The organism is Roseivirga sp. AWQ4_251 (genome assembly GCF_056158225.1).
Genome location: NZ_JBSWSW010000001.1, coordinates 1,015,729 through 1,030,251 on the forward strand (window position 1 = coordinate 1,015,729; position 14,523 = coordinate 1,030,251).

Here is a 14,523-nt window from a genome sequence, read left to right on the forward strand (position 1 = left end):
TTTTCCAAATGCGGATTTAAGAAATAGATTCTTTTTTCAATACTCTTCGAACCAATGGGCCGATGGTTAAGCCTTGCCCAATGATGGAGAAAACCACAATAACATAGGTGACTGTTAGGAAAAGTTCACGTTCCATTTCGGGTTCCAGCGAAAGTGCCAAAGCAATGGATATGCCTCCGCGAATTCCTCCCCAAGTCATTATCATATTTGTTTTAGGGATAAAATCAAGCTTCTTGTTGAAAATGGCAATTGGGCCTGCCAAAGCTAAATATCTTGCGACTAAACCTACAGGAATAGCCAATAAACCGAAAATGATATATTCTCCTGTAACGGTAATTACCAGCAATTCGAAACCAATAAGCACAAACAAAATGGCATTTAGAAGAACATCAATCAGCTCCCAAAATTTGTCTACATAATTATGAGTTGTGTTGCTCCAAGCAATTTTAGGAGATTTATTCCCTATGAAAATACCCGCGACTACTACCGCCAAAGGACCAGAAACGTGGAGTTTATGCGCCAAAGCGGAAATACCCATAACCAAAGCTAAGGTAAGCATCACTTCAGTTTCGTAATGGTCGATTACTTTCATGATTAAGAACATGAGGTAACCCATGATTAACCCCATAGCAATACCGCCTACAACTTCTTCAATAAATAAAAGGCCGACTTCGCTAGGTTCTATAGCTCCAAAACCCTGCTGAGCAATTTTGAAAACCACCAGAAAAACCACCACACCAACTCCGTCATTGAATAAGGATTCGCCAACAATTTTGATTTCGAGCTTTTTAGGGGCATTGGCTTCTTTCAAAATCCCCAATACAGCAATGGGATCGGTAGGCGAAATCAAAGCTCCAAATAACAAACAATAAACATATTCAATTTCGTGACCGAGCCCCATAAAGATGAAATACATCAAAGTGCCCACCACAAAAGTGGAAATGATAACCCCCATGGTGGCGAATAATGCAATAGGAACCCGTTGCTGTTTTAAGGCATCTATTTTTGTGTGTAAAGCTCCGGCAAAAAGTAGAAAGCTTAGCATGATATCCAACAGGGCTGTCTCAAAATCGATAGAGGTAATGAGCAATTTGGCTTCTTTTAAAATTTCTTGATCGAAATAACCGATTCCGATTACTACCAGGGTAAAGCAAATCGCAATGATCATTAAACCAATGGTAAATGGGAGTTTTAGAAATTTTGTATTGATGAAGGCAAATGCTGCCGATAGAACGATCAGTGTTGTAATGATGCTAAAAACGTCCATTGCGAAGGTTAAGGTTTACCGATGATAGTAAAATTAATGGAAATGCTCTAAAGTCCTTTTCTGAATGACGAATGAATTAATTGGGCATAATCAAATTGTAGATCACTTTGGGTAGAAGCCCTTTGCCGAAACCTTCAATCAAACCACCAGCATAAAGCGTCAGATGATCTTTATAAGGTGGCCTTTCAAAGGTGTAATCTATGGTTTTTACTTCGTTGGCTTCGGAAGTTTTGTTGTTATTTCTTACCAATAAATTGCCAACGCCAGATTGCAGCCAGCGGCTTTTGTTTTGTTTGTCGGTTACTTTCAGTTTAAGGCCGTTATATTCTACTTTCATTTTCCCCCAATTGGTAAGTTTATTGGCATGACCAGAAAATTCGATTCGTTGAATTGTGCCTTGGTCGAGTTTTACGCGTGATAAATTCTCAATCAGAGGATTTAAATCCGTGAATTTCATGCTTTCTATATGGCCATAGTAGCTGTGATTCGTTGGGTCTTTTAAAGGCAGGTTAGCGTTGAAACTAAAAGGCGCTGCTTTCATAAATTGCCCATTGAAACGAACCAAAAGTGTGTCTCCCTTTTCAGGTTCGGAATAAACGTTTTTTAGAGTTCCGTCCAATTAAGTCAGTAATAAATTGCCTGGTTTGGGTTCGTTGGATTGGTGGATTTTATAATCAATAGTAGCGTTTTTGATTTCTATCTCGTCAAGGGCAACGGGTAACGGAACATCCTCCATTAAAGACTGATGGAACAGTTTTTTATAGCGACTTTCGTCTAATGGAATTTCTTTATTTCGGTCTAACTTCATGTTTAAGTTGACCAACTTCAGCTTTTTGCCTTCAATTTTATTTAGGTTTTTAAGCGACTCAAATTGATCGGACCAGTATTCCAAAGTATCCATTTTTACATCGAAGATTGTGGTTCGATACTTTACGTTCGTAGCCATTTTATATGGATCGCCTTTCGGAATTACTTCCAGTCCATAGCAGAGCAGTTTTTCGCCCTGAAAATCGAAATTGATTCCGCCTATTTTGTATCGGTAATCCGAACCTTTAGGATTCAGTAATAATTCTTGAAGGGAGAATTGAAGCTGATCTAAACTAGCCGTTTTATAAATGCTTTGCGAAGTTGTTAAATCCATCCCTAGATTTTCCATTGTTACATTTACGTGAGTGCCAGCATAGAGCGTATCAGTGATGTTTTTATGGAAAACGAAAGAAGCTTTTCCCTCTGTCAATTCGAATTTCTTGATCAGAATATTCTGAATCATATTTTGTTGACTGTCTTTTTTTGAGCTTTGTGTGCTGTCTTTATTTTCTTCTTTCTGATTCTTCGGAATGAAAAAAAGCAATTCTGGTTCTTCAATGGAAACATTGTTCACGTTAATGGCAGAATTCAGAAATAGATCGAAAATATTGATGTCGATTATTTTGAGTGAACTCGTTTTGAAGAATAGTGCGGGATATTTGCTCAACATGTATCGGTTAGAAGTATCCAACTCAAAGGCTACTTCATGAAAGGCAATGTTGAAGCCGGAATGTGATAAAGATGTGGAGCTTTTGTCGAATGAAAGGGTATAAAAATCCCCAAATGTCTGTTCTACTTCCTTCTTCAAACGATTATTTACAATGCCTTTTAAGAAGAAGGTGACGAAAATTGTGAGCAAAATAACGATTGAGACTAGTACAAGGCCTATTCTTTTAAAAACTGTGAGCCAAAATTGAGATGGTTTTTTCATGGTTGTATGCATTCAAAATACATAAAGTGTTCCAATTCAGTAAACTAGGCTGTCAATCACGATTTAGAGGATGGGCGGTTTGCAAAAAGTGGCTCTTGTTGCCATATTCATCTTATGAGTGATTCACTTGATTTTAGGAAACGATTATTGAAAGGCGAACTTTTGATTGGCAGCATGCTGACTTTGCCTTCGCCAGAAATAGCGGAATTGATGTCTATGGTTGGTTTTGATTGGCTTTTCCTCGATTTGGAGCATGGCCTTTTGGACGTAAGAAGCTGTCAAGCGCTGATTCAAGCTATGGCAGGCCGAAGTGCAAGTGTTCTACGGTTGGCAGAAAACAGCGAAAGAGAAATCAAACAAGCGTTAGATATCGGGGCCAATGGCATTATTGTGCCTCGGGTGAATACGGCAGAAGAAGCATCCAGTGTGGTTAAGTTTGCTAAATATGCACCGCAGGGTGAAAGGGGAGTGGGTTATTCTCGTGCTCATGGTTATGGCCTTTCGTTCTCAGATTATGTACAAAATGCAAATGAGAAAACTTCTGTGATTATTCAGATCGAAGATATTAAAGGCGTGAATAATATAGAGGCAATCTCTCGCGTGGAAGGGATAGACGCGATTTTTATAGGGCCTTATGATCTTTCTGCAAGTATGGGACTTATGGGGCAGGTGGCACATCCGGAGGTTTTGAGTGCTATGCAAAAAGTAGAATTAGCCGCGAATCAACAAGGAATTAAATTAGGTTACTTTGGCCTTTCTACTGAAGCCGTTCAGCCTATGATTGAAAAAGGGTATACCTTAATTGTATGTGGAACAGATACCAGTGCTGTTGCCAATCAATCTCAGCAGATTTTGAATAGAATAAAGAAAAACGGCTAGAAGGGGTGTTCTGAAAATTAAATTTGAGCGAAGGTTATTGGCTGATTTTTCAACCTGTTTTTTTTAAGAAACAAAAACTCGTTTTGCTGTGGTATTCTAAGATCAGTTGTAGAATACTAAGAAAATGGGCTCCGTTTTCCCTTCTTAATTTGCTCTTAAAATCAATGAAAATGGAATGTGCCCCATAACATGCGATTATCGAAATTGTTGCGTTAATTTCCTGAGAGTTTTCACCTAAAACCCATAGGAATGAGTAACAGAATTTTAACCCCGTTAGTGCTGGTGGTTGCACTGATGATAACCATCAATTTTCAGAGTTTTGGCCAAGAAGAGGAATCTGCGATTACCTTAAGGAACGATTGGGCCGAAATGATTAAGTCTGCTGAAACTTACAATGACTACAAGATTATTAAGATCAACAAACTACAGGATTTTCGTTCGGCTATGGGCGATAGTTTGAGCAGCTATACCAATAGCATAGCTTCGCTTGAGTTTGAAAAGGAGAAAATCCAGAGCGAACTTGATTATTTAAAAGCTGATTTAAGTCGTGTGAATGCAGAATTGGAAGAGAGTCAGACTAAGATTGCTTCCATTTCATTTTTGGGAATTGCCATGAAGAAGGGTACTTATAGCATTATTTTATGGTCGCTGATTGCCCTTTTGGCCGTTGTGGTGTTTGTGATGTACACCCGAGTAAAAAGAGTTTGTAGCGTAGTAAAGAGAGTAAAGGCTGGTTATTCTAAAGTAACCGATGAATTTAAAGCTTACCGTTACCAAGCAAAAGAAAACCAAATAAAGCTGAAACGGGAACTTCAAACCGCACTTAATAGACTTGAAACAATTGACTGATTAAGTCTTAAAAGAACCATCGGAAAGAAATTTTAAATTAAGAAAGCTCTCAAAAAAAAATGCGGCCTCATTTAGGACCGCATTTTTTTGTATGAAGCTTATCAATTACTTGTAATCTTCTCTTTCTTTTGGAGCTCCTGCCATGATTTCTTCGTTGGCATACTCTTGAAATTTCTCGAAGTTCTTTTGGAATCTTCTCGCCAAATCATTCGCTTTAGCGTAAAATTTCTGGTCGTCTTTCCATGTTTCTCTAGCACTCAAAAGTTCACTAGGAACGTTAGGGCAGGTCATTGGGATTTCAGCACCAAAGATTGAGTGTTTTCTGTAGCCCACGTTATCCAAAACACCAGAAAGTGCTGCAGAAATCATGGCTCTGGTGTATTTCAACTTGATTCGAGAACCAACACCGTAAGGACCACCAGTCCAACCTGTATTGATCAACCAAACTTTCACGTCATACTCTTCCATTTTCTTACCCAACATTTCGGCATAGGCAGTTGGGTGAAGAGGCATAAATGGCGCTCCAAAGCATGCCGAGAAAACCGGAGTTGGCTCTGTTACGCCAGCTTCAGTTCCAGCAACTTTTGAAGTGTAGCCAGAAATGAAATGATACATCGCTTGGCCTTTGTTCAACCTCAAGATTGGAGGCATTACCCCGAATGCATCGCAAGTAAGGAAGAAGATGTTTTTTGGAATTCCACCAATCGATGGCTCAGCAATGTTGTTAATGTGGTTGATTGGATAAGAAACCCTTGTGTTTTCTGTAACCTCAGTATTGGTGTAGTCTACTGTTCTGGTACCAGGAATAAATCTGGTGTTTTCTACAATAGCGCCATATTTCACTGCTCTGAAAATGTCTGGCTCTTTTTCTTCTGTAAGGTCAATAGCCTTGGCGTAGCAACCGCCTTCAAAGTTGAATACATTTTTGGAAGTCCAACCATGTTCGTCATCACCAATCAAAAGGCGATCGGGATCGGCAGAAAGGGTGGTTTTTCCAGTTCCTGAAAGGCCGAAGAAAATAGCGGTATCTCTTTCTTCGATACCCATATTGGCTGAACAGTGCATTGGTAAAACGCCATCTTCTGTAGGTAACAAGAAGTTAAGAACAGAGAAAATCCCCTTTTTCATTTCGCCCGAATATTGGGTTCCTCCAATCAAAATCATTCTTTTGGTGAAATTAACAATGGCGAAATTCGATTGACGAGTTCCGTCTACTTCAGGGTCAGCTTCGAATTCTGGGCAACAAATAATAGTGAAGTTCGGATCGAAATCTGGAAGCTTATATTCTTCTGGTTTGATGAACATGTTGTAGCAAAACAGATTATGCCATGCTAAGGTGTTCACAACTCTTAACTTAAGTCTGTGCGTTTTGTCTGCGCCAGCGTAAGCATCGCGAACATATACTTTCTTGTCTTCAAGAAAAGCCACCATTTTAGCATGTAGCTGATCGAATTTTTCAGGAGAAAATGGAATATTGATGTCTCCCCACCATACTTTATCTTCGGTTAGGCTATCTTTTACCAGAAATCTGTCTTTTGGAGAACGTCCCGTAAAGGTGCCAGTGTCACACATTAAGGCTCCCGTGTCGGTTAAGTGTCCTTCGCGGTTCTGAATAGCCTCTTCAATAAGTTCGGTTGGATTAAGGTTCCAGTGAGCTTCTTTTACCTTCGTAATGCCAGCCGCAGAAAGGCCGGTCTTCGTGGATTTTATTCCAATTTCTAACATGTTATTTGGGTTATTTTCTCATTTTATGAAAACGATTGCAATTACGCTATCCGTGACAAAAATCGAAAATAAAAAGTACTTAAGTTATGACATAAATCAGTTGAATAAAAGTGTGTTAAGTCTTTGTTTTTATACAAATGCCTGTCGTTGGTCATATTGCATTTGTAAATGATGGGCAGTGGTGTTAGTTTTAGCGCTATTGAATTCATAAAAAAACCATTCTATGTCAGATGTAAGTACTATTAAAGAGCCTGAACTACTGGGCCACCCCAAGGGTTTGTTCTACCTTTTCTTCGCTGAATTGTGGGAAAGGTTCAGTTTTTATGGAATGCGTGCCTTGTTGACCTTATACATGGTTAACAAAATTTTTGAGGCACTTTCAACCAGAGATGTGGCTGCTGCCGCAGTTTATGCATCTTATGGAACCCTGGTTTATGCGTCTACCGTAGTTGGAGGAAGAATTTCAGATACACTTTTAGGTTTTAGAAGGTCGATTATTTTAGGTGGAATCTTAATGTCCTTAGGTCACTTCGTTTTGGCCATTGAACACGACATTACTTTTTATTTAGCCTTGGCCTTGATTGTAGTAGGAAACGGTTTTTTCAAACCTAACATCTCCACTTTCGTGGGTTCGCTTTATAAAGAAGGCGACACCCGTAAAGATTCAGGATTCACCATTTTCTATATGGGAATCAACATTGGTGGTTTTGTGGCGCCTTTGCTTTGTGGCTGGTTAGGTAGAGAATATGGCTGGCATTATGGTTTCGGCTTGGCCGGAATTGGGATGTTGACTGGACTGATTGTTTTCTGGAGTGGAATTAAAAATGGTGTCTTTTTAGACAAAGGTTTGCCACCAAGTGTAGAAAAGCTGAACAGTTCGGTTATGGGTATAAAGAGAAAATTCTTGGTGCCTGCATTAGCGATTCTGTCGGTTCCGGTAATTGCACTTATGCTTTCTTCTTACGAAGCCATTGGTGGAGGAGAAACCTTTTTGGGCGACCAAAACTTTGTGAATGTATTCTTTAAAATCATTGGAATAGCGCTACTCGTTTATATGGGGGTGATTATGTTTCAGGCAACGGCTTCTGAAAGAAAAAAACTCGCTGTGGCTTTGCTGATTACTTTTTTCATGATGATTTTCTGGGGATTCCATGAGCTTTCAGGGAGTGTAATCACACTTTTTGCTGAAAGAAATGTGAATCTGACTTTTATCGATGCGGCTCAGACCAATGCATTGAATTCTATGTGGATCATCATTCTATCTATTCCAGTTTCACTTTTATGGGCTTATTTAACTAAGAAGAAGAAAAACCCAAGAACACCTTACAAATTCGGTATGGGTTTGGCGTTTGCGGGTATTAGTTTCTATGTGCTTTCATTAAGTGGAGGCGCTGCGGATTCTGAAGGAATGGTGCCGTTTTTCTATTTGATTTTCATGTACTTCTTGATTTCTGTAGGAGAGCTGTTCATGTCGCCAGTAGGGCTTTCAAAAATTACAGACTTATCTCCACAGCGTATAGTAGCTTTTATGATGGGAGTTTGGTTCCTTTCTTCGGCTTACGCTTTCCAGATTGTAGGTTTTATTGGTAAACAATTGGCAGTAGAAAGCAGCGATGCTAATGTTGGCGGTTTCGATTCACTGGGTATTTACACTGGTGGATTTGAACTGATTGCAAAATATGCCCTTGGAGCAGCGGCTATTGTTTTCATTCTTTCGCCTATTATGAAGAAATGGATGCAGAACGTACATTAAGTTCTTTAGCATAAAATTAGATTTAAGCCCTGCCTTTGGTTGGGCTTTTTTATTTGATGAAAGCAAGTATTTGTTGTTGTATATCAAGATGTTGATCTATTAAATCATTTAACTTTGGTAAGTCCGATGGATTAAGAAAAAGGAATCTTATTTTTCGTTTTGATTCAACCTATTTTTAAGAATTATGCTTGGCTGCAGGCGCATTTTGATTTGCGGTATTTTTTTCGGTTTCATTTGCCTGAATACTTTTGCAGTTCAGGTCCAGAATAATCTAGATTCTCTTTTACAAATCACTCATTCATCTTCTGTTCACGATTCTGTAAAAGTTCGCGCGAATATCCTTTTAGGAAGAGCTTACGAAAACAGTGACCTTGATTCTGCTATGGCCTATTATCGGCAAGCTATGAATTTGGCGGAATCACCTACGATGGAAGCCTTTCCAAAATTCAAAGGTTTGGTTTTAGAGAACATTGGCTTTGCGTACATCTATGGTAAGGGAGAAACAAACGAGGGTATTTCATATTTAAAAAAGGCTCTTGAAAGCCATTTGGAAAAAGGCTTGCTTTCTGAGGCTAACAAAACAGAGTTTAATATCGGCTTTTTTTATTCAGGCGATTCTGACTATAACAGCGCTGTTTATCACTACAATCGAGTCATTGCTAGAAATGACAGTACAACATCAAACGATAGACTACACGAGAGTTATAATAATGCGGGTTTACTTTACTTCTACCTAGGACAATTTGGAAGATCTGCAGAATACCTGACTAAGGCAATAAGGCTTAAGGAAGAGACTGGTGAAACCAGCGAGATACTGCATACCTATATGAACTTAGGAACCACATTTGAGGCCATGAAACTATATGAAAGAGCCAAAAGATACTACAGCTTGTCGGTTTCGGGTCACGAAGAGGTCAACGATACATCAAGAGCGATGACTGGGAAACAGAACATCGCATTTCTTCTTATTGAGCAAGACAGTTTAATAGCTGCCAAAAGAATTATGGAAGAGCTATTACCTGTATATGAAAAAAAGGGAAATCAATTTGGAGTATCTAACTTCTATAGAGCCATGGGTATGATTGCTGATAAAAATGAGCAATTCATAGAAGCCCATGACTATTATGAAAAGGCAATAGAAGTATTATACGGAAATGTGAATGATCGATACGGTTCTAGCATAATGACTCGACTTGGAAATGCTAAGTTGACACTAGCTCAACATGATTATTTAGATAGACCAAAGGAAAAAATGAAGCTTATAAATGAAGCAATTCTTCTTGGGGAAGAGGCGTTCAAAAGGGCGGACAGATCTCAACTTTTATCAAATAAGCTTTCTTCTGCACTTTTACTTGCTGATGCCTACAATAATACCAATCAGTTAGAGAATGCATTTAAATATGCTCAAATAGCTATAAAACTGACCAATGAGATTAATGATAGAGAACAATCTCAGGCAATTGCGCAGGTTACCTTTGAATATGAGACAGATCGTGTTGAAGGAGAGAATGCTTTACTTCTGGAAAAGCAGAAACGCCAAACAGCTCAAATAAAACAGCAAGGTTATCTGATTGCAGCTTCGAGTGCTGTTCTTGTGCTGATTATTGTCATAGCATTCATTGTTCAGCGAAGTAGATTGAAGCTTAAAAAGGCTAATTCTAAGATCGAAAAGTCACTTGAGGAGAAAGAGCTTCTTTTGAAAGAAATCCATCACCGAGTAAAGAATAATCTGCAAGTAGTTTCCAGTTTGCTCGATTTACAGTCAAGAGGAATTGAAGATGAAAAGGCACTGTCTACTTTTATGGAAGGGCAGAATAGAGTGAAAGCTATGGCGCTGATTCACCAGAAGCTTTATCAAAATGAAGATTTGGCTACCATAGATTTTGCAGAATATGCCAAGCAATTGATGACAGAACTGGCCTCTATTTATACTTCTTCCAGCGAAGTAAAAACAGAAGTTCACGCCCAGGGGAAAACTAACTTTGACATCGATACAGCCATTCCTTTAGGTTTAATTCTAAACGAACTGATTTCTAATGCCTATAAGTATGCTTTTAAAGAAGGAGAAGGAGCTTTGAGCATTTCAATAGAAGCTTTGGGCAATGGGAAACATCAGCTAACGGTTAGTGATTCTGGTGTTGGATTACCTCAGGATTTTGATTTCAACAAAGCCAAAAGTTTAGGCCTTCGACTGGTACGAAGACTGTCTAAACAACTCTATGGTTCGGCCGAATATTATTACGAGCAGGGCAGTAAATTTATCGTTACTTTCACGGATACTTTAGAGCGAAAGGCAGTTTAGATGAGTCAGGTGAAGATTTTGGTGGTCGAAGATGAAATTGTAATTGCAGATAACATATGCCTGATTCTAGAAGATTTGGGCTACGAAGTTTTAGAGCCTGCAATTAACTATGAAGAAGCGATTGAGACTATCGAAGCAGAGAAACCCGACATCGCCATTCTCGATATTCAATTAGCCGGAAAAAGGGATGGTGTAGATTTAGCTTGGACAATCAGAGAGCAGTTCGATTTTCCTTTCATTTTTCTCACTTCAAATGCTGATGCAGGAACGATTGAACGAGTAAAAAAGGTTGCTCCTCCTGCTTACCTCGTTAAGCCTTTCAAAAAAGACGATCTTTATACCTCAATCGAGCTTGCCCTTCACGCTTATGCTGAACAAAAAACAGAAGCGAAAGTAGATGAAGAACTTCTGATCAAAGACGCTATTTTTATCAAAGAGAGAAATCTATTCCATAAAATTAAGTTGGAAGATATCCGCTATCTCAAAAGCGATCATGTTTATGTAGAGGTTCATACTGTGAAAAACCAAAAGCATTTGATCCGTGGTAGTCTAACAGATCTTTCCGAAAGACTTCCTAAAAACTTCTATCGTACCCACCGCAGCTTCACCATCAATGTAGATCATATGGATGCCATCAATTCAGCCTATGTGTTGATGAACAATGATCAAATTCCTATTGGTAAGAATTATAGGGATGATCTGCTGAGAAAGATTCGGCTGGAGTAATTACTGTTTGTAACATTTAGGCGAAGCTTTAGAACATTGAATGTTTATTGTTTGATAATAAATCTTATCATTGAAATGGAAAGTATTGGGGTTTCATCCCAGACATAAATTGGATGAAAAAAGTGGAATGGAATGGAGATTAAAGAGAACCTAAAGAATTACCTATCAGAAAGCCTTTTGAATGAAAACGAGGCTTCGGAAGTAACATACTCTACTGAACTTATTTCTAGCGGATTGATCAATTCAATTTCAATATGGGAGTTGGTGAATTTCATTGAAACCGAATATGGTGTTGAATTCCTGCCTCACGAAGTGACAAGAGAAAACCTTGATACCATAGAGATTATTGAGGGTTTTATATTGAAAAGAAGGAGTAATAAATAAGTGAAATTTTTCGCTTGTGGTGAATTCTTAGATGAGGTTGAACGATGGAGAAAGTATTTGATTGTTGCATTATAGGTGGAGGCCCTGCTGGCGCTATGGCTGCAGCACTTTTAGCAAAATCAGGATTCGATATTGTTCTTCTAGAAAAAGAAGTGTTTCCTCGTTATCAAGTAGGGGAAAGTTTAATTCCTCATTTTTGGAAGTTTGCTGATCTCATAGGTGCTTCCGAAGATATTGAAAAGGCTGGTTTTATCAGAAAAGCGGGCGGCAGCGCTCTTTGGGATGGCAAACTAAATGCCATGAGTTTCTCTTCTTACGGTTACACAAGACCCGGACTTCATGTTGAAAGGGATGTCTTCGATCAAATTTTGCTGAATAGAGTGAAGAAATTGGGAGGAGATGTAAGGGAGAATTCTTTCGTTTCCTCAATTTCAATTTGCGAAGATATAAATGAGGTTCATTATACCAGAGAAGGTGGTAAAGAGTGTATAAAAAGCCGTTTTCTTATTGATGCAAGTGGTCAAAGTGCCTTGGTATCTAAGCAGTTAGGCTTAAGGGAATTCGATCCTGAATTTCGTTTTCAAGCTTTTTGGGCATATTTCGATAAGGGATCTTACCTAAATAAAGAAGGTAAGGTGACCAATTATGAGAATCGGTTTCAGGATAATCCTTATTCATTGATTTCAGGAACTAAGGATTGGGGATGGACTTGGCACCTGATGATGAAAGACAAGCTTAGCATTGGGACTATGGTTTCGAAAAGTCAGCTTAAGAATTTCAAGTCTAGTGCAGCAAATCTGGAAGGCAGTTTTTTAAAATGGGTTTCCGATACGCCTCTGATTGGTGATATGTTGACGGAGTCCAACTTGATTTCTGAAGTACGAAGTATTAAAGATTACGCTTATTTACAAACCGCACTGGTAGTTGAAAACTGTTTTATTATAGGTGATGCAGCTGGTTTTGCCGATCCAATCAACTCAGAAGGGATTAGTATGGGAATGTACAGCGGTTATTTAGCGGCTTGGTCAATTGAAAGTATATTGAAAAGCAATAATAGATCAGGGTTCTACAAAAACATTTATAAGAACAATCTTCAAAATCGATTTAAAGTGTTTCAACTTTTGTCATACCCCAAAGAAAAAGTAGCTCCTCAGCTAATTGAAAGTTGCAAGCAAATCATCAGAAATCAGAGTGTTGAAGAAACTCAACTCATCTGGACACATTTAAAACTGATGAATAGAGGCAAAGATTTCCCTGAATTGATGGCAGAAATGCATGTTGATGAAAAGCATGCTGTGAGAAGCCTCCCCAATCCATTTGAAACCACTGTTGATTGATATTAGATTAAAGTACGCATGTCTTTCAGAATTGATAATCCAATGTCGATCAACTCTAAAATAAAAGGCGCCTTTTTAGGCCTATTTATATTCTTCATTGGTGTAGTAGTGATAATGGCTACTTTGCCCGAAAGCACTTTTGAAGGTAATCCAGATGCCGGAATTAGCTCGGTGGGGTTGGCTATGTCGCGTAGTTTATATCATTTTGGTATTCTCGAAAATGGAGGTTTTAAAATCAAGCCCGGATATATCCTAAATGGAGATTACGCTGAATATACCAATTGGCCAACGCCTGCTTTTTGGGTACAAGCTTATTGGTTTAAGTTTTTGAAATCCGATAGTATTTTTTCTGCGAGATTGTTTTCGGCCTTCGTTTATGGATTAAATGCTCTGTTGTTTTTTGCCTTGGTAAGAAAGTTTAAGGTCTCTTATATAATCTCATTTATTGGGGCTTTATTATTCATTCTATTGCCCTTCCACCTGGAATATGGGAGGTTGATTTTTTCCGATATCTGGTTTTCTACCTTCTGGCTCCTGGCTTGTCTGGTTCTGGATTTAAAATCATTCAAGAATTATTGGCTCTTTGCTCTTATCATTTTAGTTGGAGCGTTTGGCTTCTGGTGGTATATATTCTTTTTGTTGCCTGTACCCATCCTCTTGTTCTTAATTAAACGCTGGAATGTATCGTGGAAACAATTCGCTTTATTGGGTCTTTTTATATTGCTGGCTGCCTATTTGGTTCAATTCATTCTTTTTGCACTGTATGGAGATGAATTTATAATCAAGAATTTAAAGCAATGGTCAGTTTTTAACTTAAATGTTAATTCTATTTTGCCATTGTTGAAACGTTGGCTTTCCATAGGTTATGAAAATGCACCCTTAATAATTTTAGCAGGAATCCTGTTTGGGAGTAGGAATAGGAAGTCTCTTTTAAAGGTAGAATTCAAGAATGATCATATACTCCAAACCCTTCTGATGCTGGCCACTGGTTATTTGCTTTTTGTGTGCATTATGCCAATTTGGTTTTATTCTCATATTCACGGGGTAGGTATGGTCTCATCTATTACGGCTTTAGGATTAGTTTGGCTCCTTTCTGCCTTATATAAAAGAGAAAAGCGGACTGCTATTGAATATGGTGTGTTTTCTATAGTATTCGCTTTAGTGCTGCATTCAGCTATTCCTGTTTTTTCCAGAGGAGGAAGTGAGTATTTAAAAGCTACAGATGATGTAGTTACTTTCTTGGATAATACAAGCCAGGATAAGAAGAAAACCATTCTGTTCTTCAATTTTAGAAAATTGATTGGCTGGGATTATCCAGTGGTTTTTTCCATTAAAGAGCAAACAGATACTTATGTTTTCAATACAGATTTCTTAAGAGAGCATAAAACTATGAAGGAAGCTTTTGTGGAAGCAAAAAACCGTTTTGAGAGTAAAAATATCACGGATTTTCAACAAGATCGGCTAGTGTTGGTGTCTAGCATGCCTAATGAAGATTTGTCGTTAAAAATGACTGATTCTCTGTTTGTTAACGGCCTTTATGTATACGAATTGATTCTGGAGTAA

General features: G+C 38.4%; 12 protein-coding genes. 8 read left to right on the top strand and 4 right to left on the bottom strand.

All coding sequences use genetic code 11. From position 1 onward, the window contains the following. Positions 1–16: 16 nt before the first annotated feature. From ACXACJ_RS04605 to ACXACJ_RS04615, 3 genes are all read right to left on the bottom strand, one after another. Complete coding sequence (locus ACXACJ_RS04605; protein WP_475133097.1) at positions 17–1,267, bottom strand: cation:proton antiporter; 1,251 nt, start codon at positions 1,265–1,267, stop codon at positions 17–19. A 76-nt stretch (positions 1,268–1,343) separates the two neighbouring features. Beyond that, positions 1,344–1,886 carry a hypothetical protein gene (locus ACXACJ_RS04610; RefSeq protein WP_475133098.1) on the bottom strand — a complete coding sequence of 181 codons (543 nt, stop codon included), beginning with the start codon at positions 1,884–1,886 and terminating at the stop codon, positions 1,344–1,346. Beyond that, on the bottom strand, positions 1,887–3,005 hold the full coding sequence (locus ACXACJ_RS04615) for a hypothetical protein (protein ID WP_475133099.1): 1,119 nt from the start codon (positions 3,003–3,005) through the stop codon (positions 1,887–1,889). A 114-nt stretch (positions 3,006–3,119) separates the two neighbouring features. Here ACXACJ_RS04615 and ACXACJ_RS04620 point away from each other — a divergent pair, with 114 nt between their 5' ends. Both ACXACJ_RS04620 and ACXACJ_RS04625 read left to right on the top strand, forming a co-directional pair. Then, positions 3,120–3,884 (top strand): HpcH/HpaI aldolase family protein, encoded by a 765-nt coding sequence (locus tag ACXACJ_RS04620; protein ID WP_475133100.1) that lies wholly within the window; start codon positions 3,120–3,122, stop codon positions 3,882–3,884. 249 nt (positions 3,885–4,133) lie between these two features. Beyond that, entirely contained in the window at positions 4,134–4,733 is a 600-nt protein-coding gene (locus ACXACJ_RS04625; protein WP_475133101.1) for a hypothetical protein, read from the top strand. Between the two features lie 105 nt (positions 4,734–4,838). Here the strand turns inward: ACXACJ_RS04625 and pckA are convergent, their stop codons facing one another. Beyond that, positions 4,839–6,458: a phosphoenolpyruvate carboxykinase (ATP) gene (pckA, locus tag ACXACJ_RS04630; protein WP_475133102.1), complete on the bottom strand. Its 1,620-nt coding sequence runs from the start codon at positions 6,456–6,458 to the stop codon at positions 4,839–4,841. A 223-nt stretch (positions 6,459–6,681) separates the two neighbouring features. Between pckA and ACXACJ_RS04635 the strand changes: the two genes are divergently transcribed. The 6 genes from ACXACJ_RS04635 to ACXACJ_RS04660 all read left to right on the top strand — a co-directional run bounded on the left by ACXACJ_RS04635 (position 6,682) and on the right by ACXACJ_RS04660 (position 14,523). After that, entirely contained in the window at positions 6,682–8,211 is a 1,530-nt protein-coding gene (locus tag ACXACJ_RS04635; RefSeq protein WP_475133103.1) for a peptide MFS transporter, read from the top strand. A 184-nt stretch (positions 8,212–8,395) separates the two neighbouring features. After that, positions 8,396–10,513, top strand: coding sequence for a tetratricopeptide repeat-containing sensor histidine kinase (locus tag ACXACJ_RS04640; protein ID WP_475133104.1), 2,118 nt, complete (start codon positions 8,396–8,398; stop codon positions 10,511–10,513). Next, positions 10,514–11,239 carry a LytR/AlgR family response regulator transcription factor gene (locus ACXACJ_RS04645; RefSeq protein WP_475133105.1) on the top strand — a complete coding sequence of 242 codons (726 nt, stop codon included), beginning with the start codon at positions 10,514–10,516 and terminating at the stop codon, positions 11,237–11,239. Between the two features lie 132 nt (positions 11,240–11,371). Next, positions 11,372–11,623 carry an acyl carrier protein gene (locus ACXACJ_RS04650; protein ID WP_475133106.1) on the top strand — a complete coding sequence of 84 codons (252 nt, stop codon included), beginning with the start codon at positions 11,372–11,374 and terminating at the stop codon, positions 11,621–11,623. Between the two features lie 44 nt (positions 11,624–11,667). After that, a complete protein-coding gene (locus ACXACJ_RS04655; protein WP_475133107.1) occupies positions 11,668–12,960 on the top strand; it encodes an NAD(P)/FAD-dependent oxidoreductase in 1,293 nt (430 codons plus the stop codon). 18 nt (positions 12,961–12,978) lie between these two features. Next, positions 12,979–14,523 carry an ArnT family glycosyltransferase gene (locus tag ACXACJ_RS04660; protein WP_475133108.1) on the top strand — a complete coding sequence of 515 codons (1,545 nt, stop codon included), beginning with the start codon at positions 12,979–12,981 and terminating at the stop codon, positions 14,521–14,523.